A 20,085-nucleotide genomic window follows, 5' to 3' on the forward strand; every position below is an offset into this window, starting at 1 on the left:
AACCGGAACAAGTGCATTCCAAGTTATCTTTCGCAAATTGATGCAGAGAAAAAAATGCAATTGTTGTTTTCACTGAAGATGCCGTTGCAGGATTATATGATTTTTTCGGGGATATATTGCAGCCTATCGTTGTAGTGTAGACCTGATGCAAACGGATATCACATTTCATGTATTTATGAAATGCCTTCCAAGTTAAAAAAGTCGGGAAAAGTGTCATGCTTGGGCAGGACCTGTCAAATGTTTGCGGCTTGGGTAAATCTTTTTTACAAAATGTAATTTCGGGGATAATTAGGGAAAGTTTTTATTGGTCAGCGACTGTGATGATACAGCTTTACCTTTTTTGTTCAATGTTTGTATAGTGTTTCATGTAACATCTATTGACTCAGGTTAAGCTCTTTTTACACAATTGTTTTTTGCTAGTGAACTCGTCAGTCAGGGAGTGAAAACATATGGTACAAGTAGGTCAAAGGGGACTTTATTACATAAAACAGGTAGCAGATATGACTGGCCTTTCCAGACAAGTTATACGGAAATGGGAAGAACGCTACGGATTAATTGAGCCGAAACGTTTAGAGAACGGCTATCGCGTTTATAGCCAGACCGATATAAATAAATTGTTGAAAGCCAAAAAGCTCACCGAGCAAGGTCAACCCATTAAACAAGCAAGCGAAATTGTAAAAGCCCTGTTTGAACAGAATGGGCAGCTAGTGAATGAGATACCTGACAAGAAGATGTATGAACCATTAAATGAATTTGTTTTAGATTTGCTGGAAAAGGGGGCGCGTTGCAGTGAGATTGGTTTACAGTTCACCTTACAGCAGGCTTATGGGAAGTTAGGGCTTGAACAGTTCATATCATCCATTGCAATACCTTTTTTAAAAGAGGTTGGAGATAAATGGGAGAGAGGAGAGTGGGATGAATATCAAGAGGCGGTATCCAGTTTAATTTTCCGTGACTATCTCGTTCAAATCCGCAGAAATTATTGGCAAAATCCCGAGTCACCGTTTGCTCTTGGTGCTTGCCTGCCCAATGAGCAGCATGAAATACCGCTTCATCTCCTTTTGCTGCAAGCCATGATCAAGGGCTGGAAAACTCAATTGATTGGTGCTTCTCCGGCACCACAATCAATTCAGTCTCTAGTCGACAGGATAATGCCAGACATCGTCCTTCTGTCAGCAACAACAACAGCACCTTTTGATCATGATCCATCCCTTTTTTCAACCATGGAGAATTTCGCTGCATCCAAGCCTTCGATTGAATTCTATATTGGCGGCGAAGGGGCGAGCCGCTATTTAGAGAATAAGAAAACAACGTCTATACACCTTGTAAGGTCGCTTGATGAAGTTTTTGAGTTGACAGCACATAAGCCGACTTTCATATCAAATTGATCTGGCAACTATATTTAGACAAAAGAAAGCAGCAACTCGCAAATATGAAGATGCTGCTTTTTTCATTCCTGCCACTATCCAATTAAATGGATCACCCCCTTAACGATGAATAGGGAAGTTCGGCATGATAATAACTACTTTATTTTCCTCTTTTATGCTAGAATTCAAAAGAAGACTTTTAAGATTCGGGGGTTTACACGTGTGGTATTATTTGATTGCACTGTTTGTCATCGTGCTTGACCAAATTACGAAATGGATGATCGTCCGGAATATGGAGATCGGAGAGAGTATTAAAATCATCGATAACTTTTTTTACCTCACGTCCCACCGGAATACCGGTGCAGCCTGGGGAATTTTGGCAGGCCAAATGTGGCTGTTTTATATTATTACACTTATCGTTGTTGCAGGTATCATCTATTACATGCAGACACAAGCTAAAGGCAAGCCTTTGTTTCAAGTTAGCCTGGCTTTTATTTTAGGTGGCGCTATCGGTAATTTCATTGATCGGCTGTTTAGAAAAGAAGTTGTCGATTTTTTGGATACATATATTTTCGGATATAACTTCCCCATTTTTAATATTGCAGATTCAGCATTGACGATTGGTGTCATTCTTCTTTTTATACAAATTTTCAAGGAAGAACGTACAGAAAAGGTGAAAGCGCATGGAAAGAGTTGAATATCAGATAAAGGAAGAGGAAAGCGGGGAGCGGATTGATAAACTGGTGGCCGGTCTAGGTCAAGATTGGTCGCGCTCGCAGGTACAGCAATGGATCAAGGACGGTCAAATTTCGGTAAACGGCGAATCGGTAAAGGCAAATTATAAATGCAGCAAGGATGATCTTATTGTTATAGAGATTCCGGAACCTGAGCCTCTTGATGTGGAACCGGAAGAAATGAATCTTGATATTTATTATGAGGATCAGGATGTTTTGGTTGTTAATAAACCGAAGGGCATGGTCGTTCACCCTGCACCAGGTCACCCGTCAGGAACATTAGTAAATGGTTTGATGGCCCATTGCAAGGATCTTTCCGGAATAAACGGCGTCATGCGTCCGGGAATCGTCCACAGAATAGATAAGGATACTTCCGGGCTATTAATGGTGGCTAAAAATGATGTTGCCCATGAAAAGCTTGTCCAACAGCTGGTGGATAAAACTGTAACCCGAAAATACTTTGCACTCGTGCATGGAGTGATTCCTCATGACCATGGTACGATTGATGCTCCGATTGGAAGAGATCCGATTGAACGCCAAAGTATGGCAATCAATGAAAAGGGCAAACAGGCAGTCACCCATTTTACTGTATTGGAAAGGCTTGAGCCGTATTCATTTGTGGAGTGTGTACTGGAAACCGGAAGAACCCACCAAATCAGGGTACATATGAAATATATCGGGCATCCGCTTGTGGGGGATCCAAAATATGGCCCGCGTAATACTTTGTCAACTGATGGGCAGGTATTGCATGCAGGGATTCTTGGATTCATCCATCCACGAACGGGTGAATACAAGGAATTCAGCGCTCCACTTCCGGATGATTTCAATCTATTGTTAAATAAACTTAGACAAAACCGTTGACAACTTTCGAGATGAAGTCTATATTGGTAATAGTTGAATATGAACCTTAAATTCGGTCCCGTGAGGCCGGGAAGGTACGGTCAGAGTCGCATTGAAAGTTTATGCTTCTCAATCTGTTTTTACCATTTTGTACCCTCCTGCTGTGCCGCGGGAGGGCTTTTTTTATGGATATTGACGTATTATTGTTGACACAATGACAGGGGTGAAAATTGTGAGTCCAAAGGCGATTGTTCTTGATGAAAAGGCGATACAAAGGGCATTGACAAGAATTGCTCATGAAATAATTGAACGTAATAAAGGAATTGAAAACTGTGTGCTCGTTGGTATAAAAACACGGGGCATTTATCTTGCGCAGAGGCTGGCCGATCGGATTAAGCGTATAGAAGGCGAGAATATACCTGTGGGAGAAGTGGATATCACACTATACAGGGATGACTTGACTATTAAAACGGATAGTACTGAACCTGAAGTGAAGGGGTCAAATCTTCCAGTAGATATTAAAAATAAAAAAGTGATATTAGTTGATGATGTGTTATATACAGGCAGGACCGTGAGAGCTGCCATGGATGCTTTGGTCGACATTGGCCGTCCATCACAAATTCAACTGGCCGTGCTGGTTGATAGGGGGCATCGCGAACTGCCAATCCGTGCAGATTTCATCGGAAAAAATCTTCCGACTTCAAGTCTTGAACGGATAGTCGTTCAACTTGTTGAGACCGATGACCAAGACCAGGTAGGAATTTATGAAAAAGAATAATACCCTTTTAATTCAGTCCTGTGAGACTGGCAAAGGGAGGTTTTAAAGAAGCTGGCGCACTACGCCCGGCTTCGTTTTGCAAACCCTCTTTGCCGATGACTGGCGAAGAGGGTTTCTTATTTGAAAAACTCTGTGCCAGAATTAAATTAAAGAAAGAATGGTGAACGGCCATGAAAAATCTATTTTCAATGAAGGATTTGACTACAGAGGAGATATATAAACTCTTGAAAACCGCTGAATCGTTTGCCAAGGGAGAATGCTGGACTCCTGAAGAACAGACTTTTGCCGTCAACCTGTTTTTTGAACCAAGCACGAGAACAAAAACCAGCTTCGAGATGGCCGAGCGCAAACTTGGAATAGAAGTCATTCCCTTTGAAGCAGGAGCATCAAGCATATTAAAAGGGGAAACAATGGAGGACACGTTGAGAACTCTCGAATCCATCGGTGTGGATCTTGCTGTCATCCGTCATAAGCAGGATGCATTTTATGAAGACCTGGCAGGCAAATTTAATATGAGAATAATTAATGGCGGTGATGGCTGTGGGCAGCATCCGACCCAATCACTTTTGGATTTGCTTACAATAAAGCAGGAATTCGGGAAATTCGAAGGGTTGAAAGTGACAATTGTCGGCGATTTAAGCCACAGCCGGGTGGCGAGGTCGAACACGGAAGCTTTGACTACTCTTGGGGCGGAAGTTTATTACTCGGGACCCCCTGAATGGTTTGAAGGAGATGCTGCAAACTCGGAGTATTATGTGGATATAGACGAAGCTATAAGCTTTTCAGATGTGCTCATGCTCTTGAGAATCCAGCATGAACGACATGACAGTACTATGGACCATTCCGCAGAACATTATCATGAAAGGTATGGACTGACAGTCGAGAGGGAAAACAAAATGAAGCCTTCAGGCATTATCATGCATCCCGGACCGGTGAACAGAGGCGTTGAAATTGCCGACAGTCTGGTAGATAGCGGGAAATCAAGGATCTTTAAGCAAATGGAAAATGGCGTATATGCCAGAATGGCTGTATTAAAGCATCTTCTTGAAAAATAAAAGGGGGAATCATGAATGAACTGGCTGATCAAAAATGGTAAATTGCTGCAAGATAATGGTGAAATGAAAGAAATGGACATACGAGTTAAAAATGGTGTCATTGAAGAAGTCGGCAATAATCTTGAGAATAAAGGCGAGGAAGAATATGATGCGACAGGGCTTCTTGTTACACCTGGCTTAGTAGATCTGCATATTCACCTTCGTGAGCCGGGCGGAGAAACAAGGGAAACGATAGAGACGGGAACGATGGCTGCAGCAAGAGGCGGATTTACAACTGTGGCATCTATGCCAAACACAAAGCCGGTTCCGGATAATAAGGATCAGATGGAATGGCTTGTGAACCGCATTGAAGAGACAGGTAAAGTGAAGGTTCTTCCATACGCGGCCATTACGACTGGTCTGCAGGGTGAGGAACTTGTGGACTTCAAAGCCTTGAAGGAAGCCGGCGCATTCGCCTTTACAGATGATGGTGTCGGCGTACAGACTGCAGCAAAAATGTATGAAGCGATGCAGCAGGCAGCGGAACTGGATATGGCTATCGTCGCACACTGTGAAGACAACTCGCTTATTTACGGCGGAGCCCTTCACGACGGGGAAATTTCAAGAAAAGCTGGTGTTCCAGGGATCCCTTCCATTTGTGAATCAGTTCATATCGCAAGGGATGTGCTGCTCGCAGAGGCAGCAAACTGCCATTATCATGTATGCCATATCAGTACAAAAGAGTCAGTGAGAACTGTCAGGGATGCCAAACGGGCGGGTATTAAAGTGACTGCGGAAGTGAGCCCTCATCATCTGCTGTTATGCGATGAGGATATTACAGATGTGAACGATACAAACTTCAAAATGAATCCGCCGCTCCGTGGAAGAGAAGATCGTAAAGCACTGATTGAGGGACTGCTTGACGGAACCATCGATTTCATTGCAACTGATCATGCTCCTCACACAGCAGAGGATAAATCCAAGCACGTGACAAAAGCCCCGTTTGGGATTGTCGGACTAGAAACAGCCTTTCCGCTGCTATATACGTATTTTGTTGAAAAGGGCCAATGTTCCTTAAAGCAGTTGGTTGATTGGATGACAGCAGCACCTTCCGAAACCTTTAAATTGAGCTGTGGAACATTAAATATAGGAAAACCTGCTGATATTACCCTGATCGATTTGGAAAAGGAACAGAGAATCGATCCGGCTCAGTTTTTATCTAAAGGAAAGAACACTCCATTCAGCGGATGGTCATGTAAAGGCTGGCCAACTGCCACTTTTGTAAATGGAGAACTAAGATGGTCGGAAGGACGTGATTTTTGATGAAACGCCAGCTCATTCTAGAAGATGGAACAATATTTGTCGGCGAAGCAATCGGAAGTGAAAAAGAAACAACAGGAGAAATCATTTTTAATACAAGCATGACAGGTTACCAGGAGATTATTTCGGACCCGTCTAATTACGGGCAAATTATCGCATTTGGTTTTCCGCAAATTGGAAACTATGGAATAAACCGCGATGATTTTGAAAGCATCGACCCTGTCATCAAAGGTGTCATCGTGAAAGAAGCGGCGGATTTTCCCTCTAACTGGCGGAGCAATATGTCTTTTGGCGAGTTTTTAAAAGCGAAGGATATTCCCGGCATCACCGGCATTGATACTAGAAAATTGATTCGATTGATAAGGACCAAAGGGACAATGAAGGGAGTTATCTGCGGGTTTGGTGAAAGCATTGAAACGCATTTGTCTCGCCTTCATGCAATTGAAAGCCTGGCAGATCAGGTGAAGCAAGTATCAACAGTCAAACCTTTTCCGGCTCCAGGCCGCGGCAGCAGTGTCATCGTCATGGATTTCGGTCTGAAACACGGGATTTTACGCGAGCTGACAAAAAGAGGGTGCGATGTTACTGTCGTTCCATATAATACATCGGCGAAAGAAATTCTTTCATTGCAGCCTGATGGATTGATTTTATCTAACGGCCCAGGTAACCCGGAAGACGTTCCCGAAGCTGTTGAAACGATTCGTTCAATTCAAGGGAAGGTTCCTCTGTTCGGCATCGGACTTGGCCATCAATTATTTGCCCTTGCCAATGATTGTAAGACGCAAAAGATGTTTACCGGCCATCGGGGAGGCAGCTATCCCGTGAAGGACATCGAAACAGGAAGAGTGATTTTTACTTCTCAAAACCATGGATATGAAGTTGTTACAGATTCGGTAGATGAAAGCAAATTGTCTATTACGCATGTACAATTGAATGACGGGTCCAATGAGGGTCTGGCTCATAAGGAGCACTCTGCTTTTTCAGTCCAATTTGAGCCGGAAGCAGCCCCAGGATCGGAAGATGCCAAGTATTTGTTTGATCAATTCCTTAAATTAATGGATGTAAATAAAAGAAAGGCGGATGACCATGCCAAAAAGAACTGATATCGAAAGCATTTTAGTTGTCGGGTCAGGCCCGATAGTAATTGGACAGGCGGCTGAATTCGACTACGCCGGTACCCAGGCTTGCCTGGCTTTGAAAGAAGAGGGATACAGGGTCATCCTAATCAATTCAAATCCCGCGACAATCATGACAGATTCAGAAATTGCGGATGCTGTTTATATTGAACCCTTGACGCTTGAATTTGTCAGCCGAATCATCAGAAAAGAAAGACCGGATGCAATCCTGCCTACGCTCGGCGGACAGACTGGATTGAATATCGCCATGCAACTGGCCAAAGCTGGTGTTCTTGAGGAGTGCAACGTCGAAATCCTTGGGACAAAGCTATCGGCTATTGAACAGGCGGAGGACAGGGATCAGTTCAGAAGCCTCATGAATGAACTGAATGAGCCAGTTCCTGAAAGTGCAATCGTCCATACTTTGGAAGAAGCGCAAAGCTTTGTTGCTGAAATTGGCCTACCTGTCATCGTGCGACCTGCGTATACGTTGGGTGGAACCGGTGGAGGAATATGTACAACACACGAAGAACTGATTTCCATTGTATCCAGTGGCTTGAAGAACAGCCCCGTCAATCAATGTTTGATTGAAAAAAGCATCGCCGGCTATAAGGAAATTGAATATGAAGTGATGAGAGATGCAAATGACAATGCGATTGTTGTTTGTCATATGGAAAATGTGGATCCTGTCGGTATTCATACCGGTGATTCCATCGTGGTTGCTCCTTGTCAAACGTTAAGTGACAGAGAGATCCAATTGTTGAGGAATACATCCTTGAAATTGATCCGCGCTCTTGGAATCGAGGGAGGGTGCAACGTGCAACTTGCACTTGATCCTGACAGTTTCCAATACTACATCATTGAGGTGAATCCACGGGTAAGCCGTTCCTCTGCATTGGCTTCTAAAGCGACGGGCTTCCCGATTGCCAAACTTGCCGCAAAGATTGCTGCTGGCTACACATTGGATGAATTGATGAACCCGGTGACAGGAAAAACATATGCTTGCTTCGAACCGGTTATTGACTATATTGTTACAAAAATTCCGAGATGGCCGTTTGACAAATTTGAATCAGCGAACAGAACTTTGGGTACGCAAATGAAAGCTACTGGAGAAGTCATGGCGATCGGACGGAGCTTTGAGGAATCTTTGTTAAAGGCAGTGCGTTCGCTGGAAATCAGTTTATATCACTTGGAGAATGAAGAAGCAAAAAGTATGGAAGAATCCGAGCTTAAGGCCGAAATCGAAAATGCAACCGATGAACGCCTCTTTATTGTTGCAGAAGCACTTAGAAGAGGAATTTCGATGGAAACCATCCATGAGTGGAGCGAAATAAATTTGTTTTTCCTCCATAAACTGAATAAAATCATTGAGCTTGAAAAGAAATTGAAAAATGAGCCTTTCAGTGCCGACCTTGGATTAGAGGCCAAAAGAAGAGGGTTTGCCGATGCAACTCTTGCTAAATTATGGCAAAGCAGTGAGAGGGATATTTACGAATGGCGTAAAGAAAATGACATGGTTCCGGTCTACAAAAAAGTTGATACATGTGCAGGTGAATTCGAATCAGAAACGCCATATTTTTACGGAAGCTACGAAGAGGAAAATGAATCATCACGCACCGAGAAGAAAAGTGTCATTGTACTTGGATCTGGACCAATCCGAATTGGACAGGGCATCGAGTTCGACTATGCGACGGTACACAGCGTTTGGGCAATCCAGCAAGCAGGCTATGAAGCTATTATCATTAACAATAACCCGGAAACTGTATCGACTGATTTCAGCATTTCAGACAAGCTTTATTTTGAGCCGCTGACAATCGAGGATGTCATGCATATCATAGATTTGGAGCAGCCGGAAGGCGTAGTTGTACAATTTGGCGGACAAACAGCCATCAACCTGGCTTCCGATCTTTCTGAACGTGGAGTAAAAATTCTTGGTACCTCGCTAGAAAGTCTTGACAGGGCTGAAGACAGGGATAAATTCGAACAGGCACTCACTGAGCTGAATATCCCAATGCCAAAAGGAAGAACGGCTCTCTCTGTGGAGGAAGCGGTAGAGATAGCATCAGACATCGGTTACCCCGTTTTGGTGCGTCCATCATATGTGCTTGGCGGGCGAGCGATGGAAATAGTCTATGAAGAGAAAGAGCTCCTCCATTACATGGAAAATGCCGTAAAAATCAATCCTGAACATCCGGTACTTGTCGATCGCTACTTAACAGGAAAAGAAGTGGAAGTTGATGCGATCTCCGACGGGGAAAATGTGGTAATTCCCGGCATAATGGAGCATATTGAAAGAGCAGGCGTCCACTCTGGGGACTCCATTGCAGTGTATCCTCCGCAAAATATCAGCGCTGAGATGATTAAAAAAATTGAAGACGCAACAATCCGTCTTGCCAAGGGGCTTGACATTATCGGACTTTTAAACATCCAATATGTCATTTCAAATGATGAATTATATGTTATCGAAGTAAACCCGCGGTCGAGCAGGACTGTACCGTTCTTGAGCAAGATTACACGAATTCCAATGGCAAATCTCGCTACGAAAGTGATTTTAGGCGAAAAACTGACGGATCTTGGCTATGAGACTGGGTTAACTAAAGAAATGAGCGGTGTTTATGTAAAAGCTCCGGTCTTCTCTTTCGCAAAGCTTCGCAGGGTGGATATTAGTCTTGGCCCAGAAATGAAATCAACAGGTGAAGTCATGGGTAAAGACAGCACGATGGAAAAAGCGTTGTATAAAGGTCTTGTGGCTTCGGGAATTGAGATTAAGACACATGGTACGGTCTTGATCACTGTTGCAGATAAAGACAAGGATGAGGCAGCTAAGCTGGCAGAGAGATTTTCAGCCATCGGTTATCAGATAATCGCGACAAGCGGTACTGCTAAGTCCATTACTGATTCAGGCATCAAAGTCCAAACGGTCGATAAAATTGGCGCTTCTGGACACAATCTGCTTGACACAATCAGGCAAGGTGATGCACAGCTTGTCATCAATACACTGACAAGGGGGAAACAGCCGCGCCGAGATGGCTTCCGAATTCGGAGAGAGTCCGTGGAAAATGGTATCCCATGCCTGACTTCATTGGATACGGCCAAGGCAATACTTGATGTCCTTGAATCGATGGTCCTATCTGCAGAAGCTATGCCATCCGGAAAAAAGGCGGTTCAGTAATGGTTAACGGAACTTTTAAAAATCTGCCGATTATTGCTCTTGATTTCCCCAATGGGGGAGAAGCCGAGCAATTTTTGAACAACTTTGATGGACAACAGCTTTTTGTAAAGGTTGGAATGGAGCTCTATTATCAGGCAGGGGCTGAATTTATAAAAGCTTTGAAAGACAATGGGCACATGATCTTTCTTGATTTAAAGCTCCATGACATTCCAAACACTGTTCATCGGGCAATGAAAGTGCTCGCCGGACTTTCAGTTGATATGGTGAATGTCCATGCTGCCGGAGGATCGGAAATGATGAAAGCAGCTATTCATGGATTGGAAGAAGGGACAAAGGCGGGCCAGACCCGCCCCGCTTTAATTGCAGTTACGCAGCTGACAAGTACAAGTGAAGAACAGATGCAGCGTGAACAATTAATTAATTGTTCAATAGATAAATCCGTGCTTCATTATGCAATGCTTGCCAGGGACTCAGGCCTTGATGGGGTGGTTTGCTCTGCCTTTGAAGCAGCTGCTATTGAAAAAAATGCTGGCTCGGGCTTTTTGCGGGTAACACCTGGAATCAGGATGGCGGGGAACAATAGCAATGATCAAAAACGGATTGTCACCCCTTCGGATGCACGCGATATGGGATCATCGATGATTGTGATCGGACGTCCTGTGACACAAGCAGAAGATCCGGTTTTATCTTATGGAAAAGTGTTGACAGAATGGGAGAGGTAATGATGAGCCAAAAAATCGCTGAACATTTACTAGATATACAAGCCGTCTTTTTACAGCCGAACCAACCGTTTACATGGTCGTCCGGCTTGAAGGCGCCAATTTATTGTGATAATCGGTTAACGATGTCCTATCCGGAAGTCAGAAAGGCGATTGCAGAAGGGCTTGCAGGGCTAATTCGGGAAAAATTCTCGGACGTAGATGTGATTGCAGGGACAGCTACAGCAGGCATTCCGCATGCAGCATGGGTCAGTGATATTGTCGGCCTACCTATGTGCTACGTGAGATCAAAAGCCAAAGCTCACGGAAAAGGCAATCAAATCGAAGGAAAAGCTTCTGAAGGACAAAAAATAGTTGTTGTGGAAGACCTCATCTCAACGGGAGGAAGTTCAATTACAGCAGTCAAAGCACTTAAAGAGGCTGGCAGTGATGTATTGGGTGTTGTCAGTATTTTCTCCTATGAGCTTGATAAAGCTAAAAGCTCTTTTGAAGCAGAAGGTATCCAAGCTTATTCGTTAACGGGTTATTCCGATCTGATTGAAACGGCCTTTAAAAAAGAGCTGATCAAAGAGGAAGATTTGTTGACGCTGCGGAGCTGGAGAGAAAACCCCGAAGAATGGGGAAAATAATAGTATAGAAGGAGGCTGCCTAAAAAATGGCAGCCTTTTTTAACGTTATAAAATTGACATATTTCGGGAAGTGGACCAATTTTTCTTCTAAGAAACTTTCAGTTGCCTCGAGAATCCTCTACATATCATGAGAGCTTTTTTGGTTCTGACGGGAATGATTTGCCTGCTTCACCTTTTTGGAGCCGCTTAAAGGCTCACCATAAGGCTGTTCTGGGCTTTGGGGCAGGGTGGGCTGCTTCTGCTGTTTCGGTCCTTTTGGGTTGGGTGACATATCTTAATCTCCTTCCTGCATGCTTTACTTTTTGTCTGCTTTCAACCATCAAGGCTATCTCAAGGCTATTTATGGCCATCGTTCAATTTTCGGGCTTCTTCCGGGCCTGACAGTTTGGCACGCCCGGGAAAGCGCACGCCGACATCACGATCCGACTGAACCCGACCGCTCTCTCTCAACTTCTTCTCCTGACGATCTTTTCCCAATGCACACACCTCCTGCCTTTAATATGGCGTTGTTACGCTTGTATATGCACGAAAAAGACGGAGTGTCCGTCATTTAAAAAAAGTATTGGCAACGTAAGGTTCTCTAATCGGTGGTTTGTTTTCCTGTTTGGCTCTTCAAGGAGCGCACCAACTCTTCGTTTGGCGTCACATACACCGTTTGCTGCTGATCATATATAACGAAGCCCGGTTTTGAACCGTTCGGTTTTTTCACATGACGCACTTTCGTGTAATCGACGGGTACAGAGGAGGAATCCCTTGCTTTGCTGAAATATGCAGCGAGCATGGCAGCTTCCAGAATTGTTTCCTCCGAGGGATCGGTACTTCGGATGACTACATGGGATCCCGGAATATCTTTTGTATGAAGCCAGATCTCATCTCTGCGGGCTAATTTGTTGGTCAAATAGTCATTTTGTGTATTATTTTTACCGACAAGGAGTTCGGTTTTATCGCTTGCTTCATATCTTTCAATGACCGGTTTATTCGAAGCTCTTTTTCTCGGACGGCTTTGGCGGCGTCTGATATAGCCCTCTCCAATCAGCTCTTCCCTGATCTCGTCAATATCTTCGACTGATGCGGAGGATAATTGCTGTAAAAGAGTATCAAAATAGAGGATTTCATTCCTCGCCTGTTCAATTTGTTCCTGAACAAAACTTACAGAGTTCTTTGCCTTTTGGTATTTGGAAAAATAATTTTGTGCATTTTCCGATGGTCCTTTTCTGGGGTCCAAGGGGATGCTTATTGTACCTCCGTCAAGATCGTAATAATTTACAACGGATATTTCTTTCATTCCCCTTTTTGCTAGGTGCATATTGGCAGTCAGAAGCTCACCAAGCAGCTGATACTCGTCAGCCCGTTCGGATTTTTTCAACGTATCCTCAAGTTTGCTGATTTTCTTTTCGTTTTTTTCTTTCTCATTTTTCATCAATTTTTCCAGGTCCATTGCCTGCTGTTTGACCCGGTCTCTTTGAGCTTTTCCAAAATAAAAGCTGTCTAGCATATCGCTTAACGTGGAAAAGGATTTGGTTTCTCCATCCATATGCTGAATGGGTAAAAGGTAAAATGCACTTTTGTCACCGGCAGTTGTGATGGAATAATCGTATTGATGTAATCTCAATTCATCCATGAGTTTCAAAAATACGGGGGGCAGGGTGCTCCGATTTGTAATCCCGCAGCGAAAGGTGATCTCTTTCGCAAAAAGAGGAGAAATTCCCGCAAAGTGTTGGACTAATTGCCGATCGATTTTTCCGCTGTTAAAATCGATGCTCCTTAAAACATCATCCGTGTTGGCTGAGAATGGCTCCAATTTATTTTGTGCTGGTGGATATACGTATGTTCCTCCAGGCAAGACTGTTCGGTAGCTGTTGATCGAAGCAGGGATATGTTTGATACTGTCGATGATTTTATCATTTGCCTTGTCCACTAAAATGATATTGCTGTGCCTGCCCATAATCTCCATGATTAAGAGCTTGATTGATTCGTCTCCCAGTTCATCTCTGCCCCTGAGTTCAAATATGACGATTCTGTCTAGACCAGCCTGATAAATGTTTTGGACAATGGCCCGGTCCAGATGTTTCCTCATCATCATGCAGAAAAGAGGTGGTTCATCTGGACTTATAGATGATTCCTGGGTCAATTGGACCCTGGAATAACTGGGATGTGCAGAAAGGAGAAGCTTATGGTTTTTTCCGTTTGCCCGAACGGTAATAATAATTTCATTTTTATAAGGCTGCTGAATTTTATTGATTCTGCCGCCAATCAGTGCATCTGCGAGCTCTTTTGTCATAGCCCGTGTGAAAAGTCCATCAAAAGCCATCAGAAACATCCTTTACTAATATATTAGTGACTTCATTTTTTACATAGATTGTGTCCAGCTACGACGACTGGCCACTCCCCAGGGAGCAGACTCAGCAATCAAGTACTCCGGCGCTATAGCTTATATTCTGCTCGTTGCGAAGTTATACGAAGCAGACTTAGCTTCGATTAATGAAGCCAAAAGAGGGCTTCACTGATTTGATTTCGACGGGCGGGACGATCAAGTGCCGTCGGTCCCCCAGGACAAGGAGCTTCGGCAGCGATACATTCCCCGAAGGAGAAGCGGCAGCCAGCGCTTTTTGCCCTAAGCAGCCGTCTTCCGCTTTTCTATTGTCCAGCTACAGCGCTCAGCGACTAGCAGACTTCCTCCTCCTTCCTACGATAAGTCAACATCGGCTCGCCTGTTGGCTTCGCCGTGTTTCCTTTATCTCGTCAGGAGTCGTCCAGTCTGTACGTTGCTAAACGAGCGCTTCCGCTTTTCTATAAAAATTATATCATGATTAGCCCTGTTCCTGAATAAGCTTGCAATGATAAGGACAACTATTGCTTGTCTTATAGGGAAGGCGGGTGTGCGATGATCTATCACCAAATGGATGAAAATGAGGCAGCTAAATCGCTTCATACAAATACAAAGACAGGTTTGTCCACTCAATTGGCTGATGAAAGAAGAAAAAAGGTTGGCCGAAATGAACTGTCAGAAGGAGAAAAACAATCTGCCATCCTCCTTTTTTTTAGCCAATTTAAAGACTTCATGGTGCTTGTGCTGTTAGCTGCAACGTTAATATCCGGACTGCTGGGTGAATATGTTGATGCAGTCGCCATAATGGTCATTGTTTTAATCAATGGCCTGCTGGGTTTTATCCAGGAAAGAAAAGCGGAAAAATCCCTTCAGGCATTGAAAAATTTATCTGCACCAAAGGTGGCTGTCCTTCGGGACGGACGCTGGTCGAAAATAGACTCAAAAGAGGCAGTGCCCGGAGACATTTTGAAGTTTTCAAGCGGAGACCGGATCGGGGCTGATCTTAGAATTATCGTTTTTAACAATCTCGAGATCGAAGAATCAGCCTTAACTGGTGAATCAATTCCATCCCAAAAACATTCACATCCGATTTTAGATGATAACCCATCCCTTGGTGATTTAAATAACATGGCATTCATGGGGACGATGGTCACTCGTGGTAACGGAATTGGTATTGTCACAGCAACTGGAATGAACACGGCAATGGGAAAAATAGCCGGGATGATACAAACGGCTGAAACGGTAATGACACCCTTGCAAAGAAGGCTCGATCAGCTCGGTAAAATATTAATAACGGTGGCCTTGCTTCTGACAGTCATGGTCGTTTTAGCGGGTATATTCCACGGGCATGATATTTATACGATGTTTTTGGCGGGGGTATCTCTTGCAGTGGCGGCCATTCCAGAAGGACTGCCGGCCATTGTGACAGTCGCTCTTTCACTTGGTGTCCAAAGAATGATTCGGAAAAATGCCATCGTCCGAAAGCTTCCGGCTGTTGAGACGCTTGGCTGCGCTTCGGTTATCTGTTCGGACAAAACAGGGACAATGACTCAGAATAAAATGACCGTCACCCATTTATGGGGAGGTGGTAAAACGTGGACAGTCACCGGTTCCGGTTATGATTCGTCAGGAGATTTCTTTGACATGGAAAGGAAAGTGGAAGTTGAAAGAGAGAAGACATTACATCAGCTCCTTACATTTGGCACTCTATGCAATAATGCTGAAATAAAATTATCCGGTGCGGATCTGATCGTTGAAGGGGACCCGACTGAAGGGGCCTTGTTAATTGCAGGCGCTAAGGCTGGGTTAGAAAAAGCATCCCTGCTTCAGCAATTTACTATTGAAAAGGAATACCCGTTCGATTCTGCCAGAAAAATGATGAGCGTCATTGTAAAGAGCCCGTCAGGAGACCGGTTTGTTGTCACTAAGGGAGCGCCGGATGTTTTAGCATTAAAAAGCGATGCCATTCTCTGGGACGGGAAACAAAAAGTTTTTAGCGGTCAGACAGTGCAAGAGGTCAATGATGCAGTGAAGCAATTGGCATCTATGGCTCTCAGGACAATTGCCATTGCCTATAAGCCTATGAAAGGGAAAATCCCCGAGAAGGCAGAAGATGTGGAGTGTAACTTGACATTGATAGGTTTACAGGGAATGATCGATCCACCACGGGCTGAGGTGAAAGCAGCCGTCAAAGAGTGCAGGGGAGCTGGTATCAAGACAGTCATGATTACCGGCGACCATGTTGACACAGCTTGTGCGATAGCCAGGCAACTGGGGATTTTGTCAAAAAGCACTAAAGAATCCGAGGTAATGGATGGTCGCAGATTAAATGAGCTATCAGTCAAAGAACTGGAAGCTGTTGTAGAAGGTATATCTGTTTTTGCAAGAGTGTCGCCGGAACATAAATTAAAAATTGTTAATGCTTTGCAAAACAGAGGTCACATCGTTGCCATGACAGGTGATGGGGTCAATGATGCACCTGCCATCAAGTCGGCGGATATAGGAATTGCCATGGGCATCACCGGCACAGATGTGGCAAAGGAAGCATCTTCACTCATCCTTTTGGATGACAATTTTGCAACGATTAAAGCAGCAATTAAAGAAGGAAGAAACATTTATGAAAATATCCGAAAGTTCATCAGATATTTACTGGCATCCAATGTCGGGGAAATACTTGTCATGTTATTTGCCATGCTGATGTCCTTGCCGCTCCCCCTAGTTCCGATTCAAATTCTTTGGGTCAACCTAGTAACCGACGGATTGCCGGCCATGGCCTTGGGACTTGATCAGCCGGAGGAGAATGTCATGCAAAGGAATCCGCGGCATCCAAAAGAAGGAGTGTTTGCCCGCGGTCTTGGCTGGAAGATCCTTTCCCGTGGATTCTTGATAGGACTTGTCACTTTGGTAGCTTTTGTCATCGTCTATCACCGAAATCCTAACGATTTGCCATATGCGCAAACAGTTGCCTTCGCCACCCTTGTCATGGCCCAGCTCATCCATGTATTTGACTGTCGGAGTGAAATATCCATTTTTTCACGAAACCCTTTTGAGAACAAATATTTGGTCTGGGCGGTCATTTCTTCGGCATTATTGATGTTCGTCGTCATTTACGTTCCTGTGTTCCAACCAATCTTCCATACAGTGGCAATCGAACCGAGGGATTGGCTGTTGGTTCTTGGAATGAGTGCTGTACCGACTTTTTTGCTGGCCGGAACTTTTTTTTCAAGAAAAAGATAATCGTGTATGTTATAATCAACAAGGTGATAGAGAAAATCTATTGCCTTTTTCTTTATTACTTTAAAAATTAAAATTAGTTAGGAAAAGTACATGCTTTGGTCCAGCTTTGTCGGACAGGAGGTCCTGGTGCCGCGGAAGTGCAGTAAGTACTCCTGCAAGCGAAGCAACAGGAATTGGCAATTCGAGGCAGTCCAGCGCCTAGCCCAGCAAGGATTTACAGGAAACTATTGAACTCATCCGCTTGGCTGAAGAACTGCCTCCTTGGGATCGTCTTGTTTGCCTGCTGACCAAGGCGCTTGAGCTTTTCTATAACGGGGTGACTCATATGGTGATGAGCATGACCGGTTTTGGACGGAGTGTTAAACAGACACCAACATGCACGATTCAAGTTGAAATTAAAACTGTAAACCATCGCTTCCGCGAATACCACATTAAAATGCCACAACAGCTTTCCCACGCAGAAATCACTCTCCGAAATCAGCTCAGCAAGCATTTCAGCAGAGGCCGTGTTGAATTGAATGTCCGATTGACAGGGAATATTTCTTCTCGCAGGGAATTGCATATTGACTGGGATTTGTTGGACAGTTATTATCATTTTATAAAGGAAGCAAAAGGCAGGTATCAATTTTCCGGGGAAGCAATGTTATCAGACATACTTGGGTTAGATGAAGCCGTTCAGGTCGGCGAAACAGGTGATGTAGACGATGATTTGATAACGTTGTTGCTGAGCGCGGCGGACGAGGCAGCCGGCCAAGTGCTGAAGATGCGGAAAACGGAGGGCAGTTCATTATCAAATGAACTGGAATCATACATAAATTTGTTGGAAGACCTTGTTAGAAAAACAAAGGATCTTGCTCCCTTGGTACAAGAAACATATACGGAACGACTGCGAAGTAAATTAAAAGACATGATGCAGGAAAACATAGATGAAATCAGGCTGATGTCGGAAGCTGCCATTTTTGCCGATAAAGCTGATATAAGCGAAGAATTGACAAGACTTACAAGCCACATATTACAATTTAGGGAAGCTCTTCTGTCCAGTGGACAGATTGGAAGGAAAATGGATTTCATCATACAGGAAATGAATCGTGAAATAAACACGATCGGTTCCAAAGCGAATGATTCAAACATTGCCATCATGGCGGTCGAGATGAAAGTATTGATTGAGAAGATGCGTGAACAAGTTCAGAATATCGAATAGGATTACTGATTGAAAAAAGGCTTAATAGCCGAAGATGACTGGAGGAGCAGCATGCCGATACAGCTCTTAAACATAGGATTTGGGAATATTGTTTCCGCAAACAGAATCATATCGATTGTCAGCCCTGAATCAGCCCCTATCAAAAGGATGATTCAGGATGCCAGGGAACGGGCCACGTTAATTGATGCCACTTATGGAAGAAGGACGCGCGCTGTTATCATCATGGACAGCGAGCATGTGATTCTTTCAGCGGTACAGCCGGAAACGGTTGCCCACCGCTTAATATCGAATGGCCAAGAAGAAGGGTAGGATTACTGAATGAATGATAAAGGGATATTAATTGTGCTTTCCGGACCATCAGGGGTAGGAAAAGGGACTGTAAGAAAAGCGGTCTTCTCAAGGCCGGATGCCAAATTTGAATATTCTATATCGATGACGACTAGAAAGCCGCGTGAAGGAGAAGTGGATGGGGTCGACTACTTCTTTAAATCCAAAGAAGAATTTGAAAAACTGATCGAAGAGGGAAAGCTGCTTGAGTATGCCGAATATGTAGGCAATTATTACGGCACCCCGGTGGATTACGTAAAAGAAACACTCGAGTCTGGGAAAGATGTTTTCCTGGAGATTGAAGTTCAAGGGGCCGCACAAGTACGGGAAAAATTCCCAGAGGGTCTTTTTATCTTTCTTATGCCCCCAAGTCTTGGCGAGCTTAAAAACAGAATTGTCGGCAGGGGTACGGAGTCTGTGGAACTTATTCAAAACCGCATGGAAGCGGCTAAGAAAGAAATCGAACTGACTAGTATGTACGACTACATTGTTGTAAATGATGATGTTGAGAACGCAGTGGACAAAATCAATGCGATTGTCCAGGCGGAGCACTGCCGCAGTGAACGTGTCATTGATAAATATATTGAAATGTTGGAGGTGAAGTAGTATGTTATATCCTTCTATTGATAAATTGATGAATGTGATTGATTCCAAATATTCGCTTGTATCAGTTGCAGCAAAAAGGGCGCGTCAGCTTCAGGACGAGAATAATCCGCATCTTGAAAAATACCAATCCTATAAGTTTGTTGGTAAAGCGCTAGAAGAGATTTACAACGGTGTATTGACAATAAAAGAGTCCGATGATGATGAATCGGAAAATGGAGTAAAACAAGATCCAGCATAATTACCTATCATATTCAACCTGTCGACAAGATGGGTTGTTTTTTCTTTTATAAAGGCAGAAAATCATTCATAATGATAGAACAGAGAAGAACGCACGATAAGAAAAGCGCAAGCGCCTTGGTCAGCGCTGGCAAACAAGACGATTCCCGAGAGGGAGTTCGTAAGGGAACAGGATAGCTACTTACGACAATCACATCATGTGAATCTTCTTTGAATTTGCATCGTGCTGCTTTGCGACGAGATGAACAAGACTTCTTCGAATGATCAATGGCCCACGAGCACATTCTTCCTGTATCAGCTTCCTTGTAGGCTTGATTGATGCGGGACTAGGCGCAGGACTGCACCAAAGCGCCACATCCTATGGGATTGCGGGTTCAAGACGCGACATCCTCGAAAAAGCTAACGCTTTTTCTTCATGCGATGTAACGCTGCCGAAGCTT

Annotated in this window: 18 protein-coding genes; 15 read left to right on the plus strand and 3 right to left on the minus strand. The window is 44.0% G+C overall.

What is annotated here, in order from left to right; all coding sequences use genetic code 11:
• The first annotated feature begins 449 nt into the window (after positions 1 to 449).
• The 10 genes from D4T97_RS09265 (at position 450) to pyrE (ending at position 11,708) form a co-directional block, all read left to right on the plus strand.
• Positions 450 to 1,388 carry a MerR family transcriptional regulator gene (locus D4T97_RS09265; protein ID WP_126049909.1) on the plus strand — a complete coding sequence of 313 codons (939 nt, stop codon included), beginning with the start codon at positions 450 to 452 and terminating at the stop codon, positions 1,386 to 1,388.
• Positions 1,389 to 1,542: 154 nt separating this feature from the next.
• Positions 1,543 to 2,064 (plus strand): signal peptidase II, encoded by a 522-nt coding sequence (gene lspA / locus D4T97_RS09270; protein WP_206435553.1) that lies wholly within the window; start codon positions 1,543 to 1,545, stop codon positions 2,062 to 2,064.
• On the plus strand, positions 2,051 to 2,962 hold the full coding sequence (locus D4T97_RS09275) for an RluA family pseudouridine synthase (RefSeq protein ID WP_126049913.1): 912 nt from the start codon (positions 2,051 to 2,053) through the stop codon (positions 2,960 to 2,962). The genes lspA and D4T97_RS09275 overlap by 14 nt, the downstream gene beginning before the upstream one ends.
• 193 nt (positions 2,963 to 3,155) lie before the next feature.
• On the plus strand, positions 3,156 to 3,719 hold the full coding sequence (gene pyrR, locus D4T97_RS09280) for a bifunctional pyr operon transcriptional regulator/uracil phosphoribosyltransferase PyrR (RefSeq protein ID WP_126049915.1): 564 nt from the start codon (positions 3,156 to 3,158) through the stop codon (positions 3,717 to 3,719).
• Positions 3,720 to 3,889: 170 nt separating this feature from the next.
• A complete protein-coding gene (locus D4T97_RS09285) occupies positions 3,890 to 4,774 on the plus strand; it encodes an aspartate carbamoyltransferase catalytic subunit (protein ID WP_126049917.1) in 885 nt (294 codons plus the stop codon).
• A 15-nt stretch (positions 4,775 to 4,789) separates the two neighbouring features.
• Positions 4,790 to 6,076 (plus strand): dihydroorotase, encoded by a 1,287-nt coding sequence (locus D4T97_RS09290; protein WP_126049919.1) that lies wholly within the window; start codon positions 4,790 to 4,792, stop codon positions 6,074 to 6,076.
• The gene (locus D4T97_RS09295; RefSeq protein WP_126049921.1) at positions 6,076 to 7,176 is read left to right on the plus strand and encodes a carbamoyl phosphate synthase small subunit; all 1,101 of its coding nucleotides are present in this window, start codon (positions 6,076 to 6,078) and stop codon (positions 7,174 to 7,176) included. The genes D4T97_RS09290 and D4T97_RS09295 overlap by 1 nt, the downstream gene beginning before the upstream one ends.
• Positions 7,160 to 10,360: a carbamoyl-phosphate synthase large subunit gene (carB, locus tag D4T97_RS09300; RefSeq protein ID WP_126049923.1), complete on the plus strand. Its 3,201-nt coding sequence runs from the start codon at positions 7,160 to 7,162 to the stop codon at positions 10,358 to 10,360. Before D4T97_RS09295 ends, carB begins: the two co-directional genes overlap by 17 nt.
• On the plus strand, positions 10,360 to 11,082 hold the full coding sequence (gene pyrF, locus D4T97_RS09305; protein WP_126049926.1) for an orotidine-5'-phosphate decarboxylase: 723 nt from the start codon (positions 10,360 to 10,362) through the stop codon (positions 11,080 to 11,082). Before carB ends, pyrF begins: the two co-directional genes overlap by 1 nt.
• Before the next feature lie 2 nt (positions 11,083 to 11,084).
• Positions 11,085 to 11,708, plus strand: a complete 624-nt coding sequence (pyrE, locus tag D4T97_RS09310; RefSeq protein ID WP_126049928.1) for an orotate phosphoribosyltransferase — start codon at positions 11,085 to 11,087, stop codon at positions 11,706 to 11,708.
• Between the two features lie 118 nt (positions 11,709 to 11,826).
• Here pyrE and D4T97_RS09315 read toward each other — a convergent pair whose 3' ends face one another.
• The 3 genes from D4T97_RS09315 to D4T97_RS09325 all read right to left on the minus strand — a co-directional run bounded on the left by D4T97_RS09315 (position 11,827) and on the right by D4T97_RS09325 (position 14,019).
• Positions 11,827 to 11,979: a small acid-soluble spore protein P gene (locus D4T97_RS09315; RefSeq protein ID WP_126049930.1), complete on the minus strand. Its 153-nt coding sequence runs from the start codon at positions 11,977 to 11,979 to the stop codon at positions 11,827 to 11,829.
• 65 nt (positions 11,980 to 12,044) lie between these two features.
• Positions 12,045 to 12,185: a YpzI family protein gene (locus D4T97_RS09320; RefSeq protein WP_126049932.1), complete on the minus strand. Its 141-nt coding sequence runs from the start codon at positions 12,183 to 12,185 to the stop codon at positions 12,045 to 12,047.
• Positions 12,186 to 12,288: 103 nt separating this feature from the next.
• Positions 12,289 to 14,019, minus strand: a complete 1,731-nt coding sequence (locus D4T97_RS09325; protein ID WP_126050275.1) for an Rqc2 family fibronectin-binding protein — start codon at positions 14,017 to 14,019, stop codon at positions 12,289 to 12,291.
• Positions 14,020 to 14,592: 573 nt separating this feature from the next.
• Between D4T97_RS09325 and D4T97_RS09330 the strand changes: the two genes are divergently transcribed.
• From D4T97_RS09330 to rpoZ, 5 genes are all read left to right on the plus strand, one after another.
• A complete protein-coding gene (locus tag D4T97_RS09330; RefSeq protein ID WP_126049934.1) occupies positions 14,593 to 17,274 on the plus strand; it encodes a cation-translocating P-type ATPase in 2,682 nt (893 codons plus the stop codon).
• 241 nt (positions 17,275 to 17,515) lie between these two features.
• Entirely contained in the window at positions 17,516 to 18,475 is a 960-nt protein-coding gene (locus tag D4T97_RS09335) for a YicC/YloC family endoribonuclease (RefSeq protein WP_126049936.1), read from the plus strand.
• 51 nt (positions 18,476 to 18,526) lie between these two features.
• Positions 18,527 to 18,784, plus strand: coding sequence for an extracellular matrix/biofilm regulator RemA (remA, locus tag D4T97_RS09340; RefSeq protein WP_126049937.1), 258 nt, complete (start codon positions 18,527 to 18,529; stop codon positions 18,782 to 18,784).
• A gap of 9 nt (positions 18,785 to 18,793) precedes the next feature.
• The gene (gmk, locus tag D4T97_RS09345) at positions 18,794 to 19,408 is read left to right on the plus strand and encodes a guanylate kinase (RefSeq protein ID WP_126049939.1); all 615 of its coding nucleotides are present in this window, start codon (positions 18,794 to 18,796) and stop codon (positions 19,406 to 19,408) included.
• Position 19,409: 1 nt separating this feature from the next.
• Entirely contained in the window at positions 19,410 to 19,646 is a 237-nt protein-coding gene (gene rpoZ, locus D4T97_RS09350; RefSeq protein ID WP_126049941.1) for a DNA-directed RNA polymerase subunit omega, read from the plus strand.
• Positions 19,647 to 20,085 lie beyond the last annotated feature (439 nt).

It is taken from the genome of Siminovitchia acidinfaciens (assembly GCF_003605385.1).
GTDB lineage: Bacteria > Bacillota > Bacilli > Bacillales > Bacillaceae_C > Siminovitchia > Siminovitchia acidinfaciens.

Excerpts from the sequence above, each read along its gene's own strand:
- D4T97_RS09265 (WP_126049909.1), top strand. The coding sequence starts at position 450 with ATGGTACAAGTAGGTCAAAGGGGACTTTATTACATAAAACAGGTAGCA.
- lspA (WP_206435553.1), top strand. The coding sequence starts at position 1,543 with ATGCTAGAATTCAAAAGAAGACTTTTAAGATTCGGGGGTTTACACGTG.
- D4T97_RS09275 (WP_126049913.1), top strand. The coding sequence starts at position 2,051 with ATGGAAAGAGTTGAATATCAGATAAAGGAAGAGGAAAGCGGGGAGCGG.
- pyrR (WP_126049915.1), top strand. The coding sequence starts at position 3,156 with ATGACAGGGGTGAAAATTGTGAGTCCAAAGGCGATTGTTCTTGATGAA.
- D4T97_RS09285 (WP_126049917.1), top strand. The coding sequence starts at position 3,890 with ATGAAAAATCTATTTTCAATGAAGGATTTGACTACAGAGGAGATATAT.
- D4T97_RS09290 (WP_126049919.1), top strand. The coding sequence starts at position 4,790 with ATGAACTGGCTGATCAAAAATGGTAAATTGCTGCAAGATAATGGTGAA.
- D4T97_RS09295 (WP_126049921.1), top strand. The coding sequence starts at position 6,076 with ATGAAACGCCAGCTCATTCTAGAAGATGGAACAATATTTGTCGGCGAA.
- carB (WP_126049923.1), top strand. The coding sequence starts at position 7,160 with ATGCCAAAAAGAACTGATATCGAAAGCATTTTAGTTGTCGGGTCAGGC.
- pyrF (WP_126049926.1), top strand. The coding sequence starts at position 10,360 with ATGGTTAACGGAACTTTTAAAAATCTGCCGATTATTGCTCTTGATTTC.
- pyrE (WP_126049928.1), top strand. The coding sequence starts at position 11,085 with ATGAGCCAAAAAATCGCTGAACATTTACTAGATATACAAGCCGTCTTT.
- D4T97_RS09315 (WP_126049930.1), bottom strand. The coding sequence starts at position 11,979 with ATGTCACCCAACCCAAAAGGACCGAAACAGCAGAAGCAGCCCACCCTG.
- D4T97_RS09325 (WP_126050275.1), bottom strand. The coding sequence starts at position 14,019 with ATGGCTTTTGATGGACTTTTCACACGGGCTATGACAAAAGAGCTCGCA.
- D4T97_RS09330 (WP_126049934.1), top strand. The coding sequence starts at position 14,593 with ATGATCTATCACCAAATGGATGAAAATGAGGCAGCTAAATCGCTTCAT.
- remA (WP_126049937.1), top strand. The coding sequence starts at position 18,527 with ATGCCGATACAGCTCTTAAACATAGGATTTGGGAATATTGTTTCCGCA.
- gmk (WP_126049939.1), top strand. The coding sequence starts at position 18,794 with ATGAATGATAAAGGGATATTAATTGTGCTTTCCGGACCATCAGGGGTA.
- rpoZ (WP_126049941.1), top strand. The coding sequence starts at position 19,410 with ATGTTATATCCTTCTATTGATAAATTGATGAATGTGATTGATTCCAAA.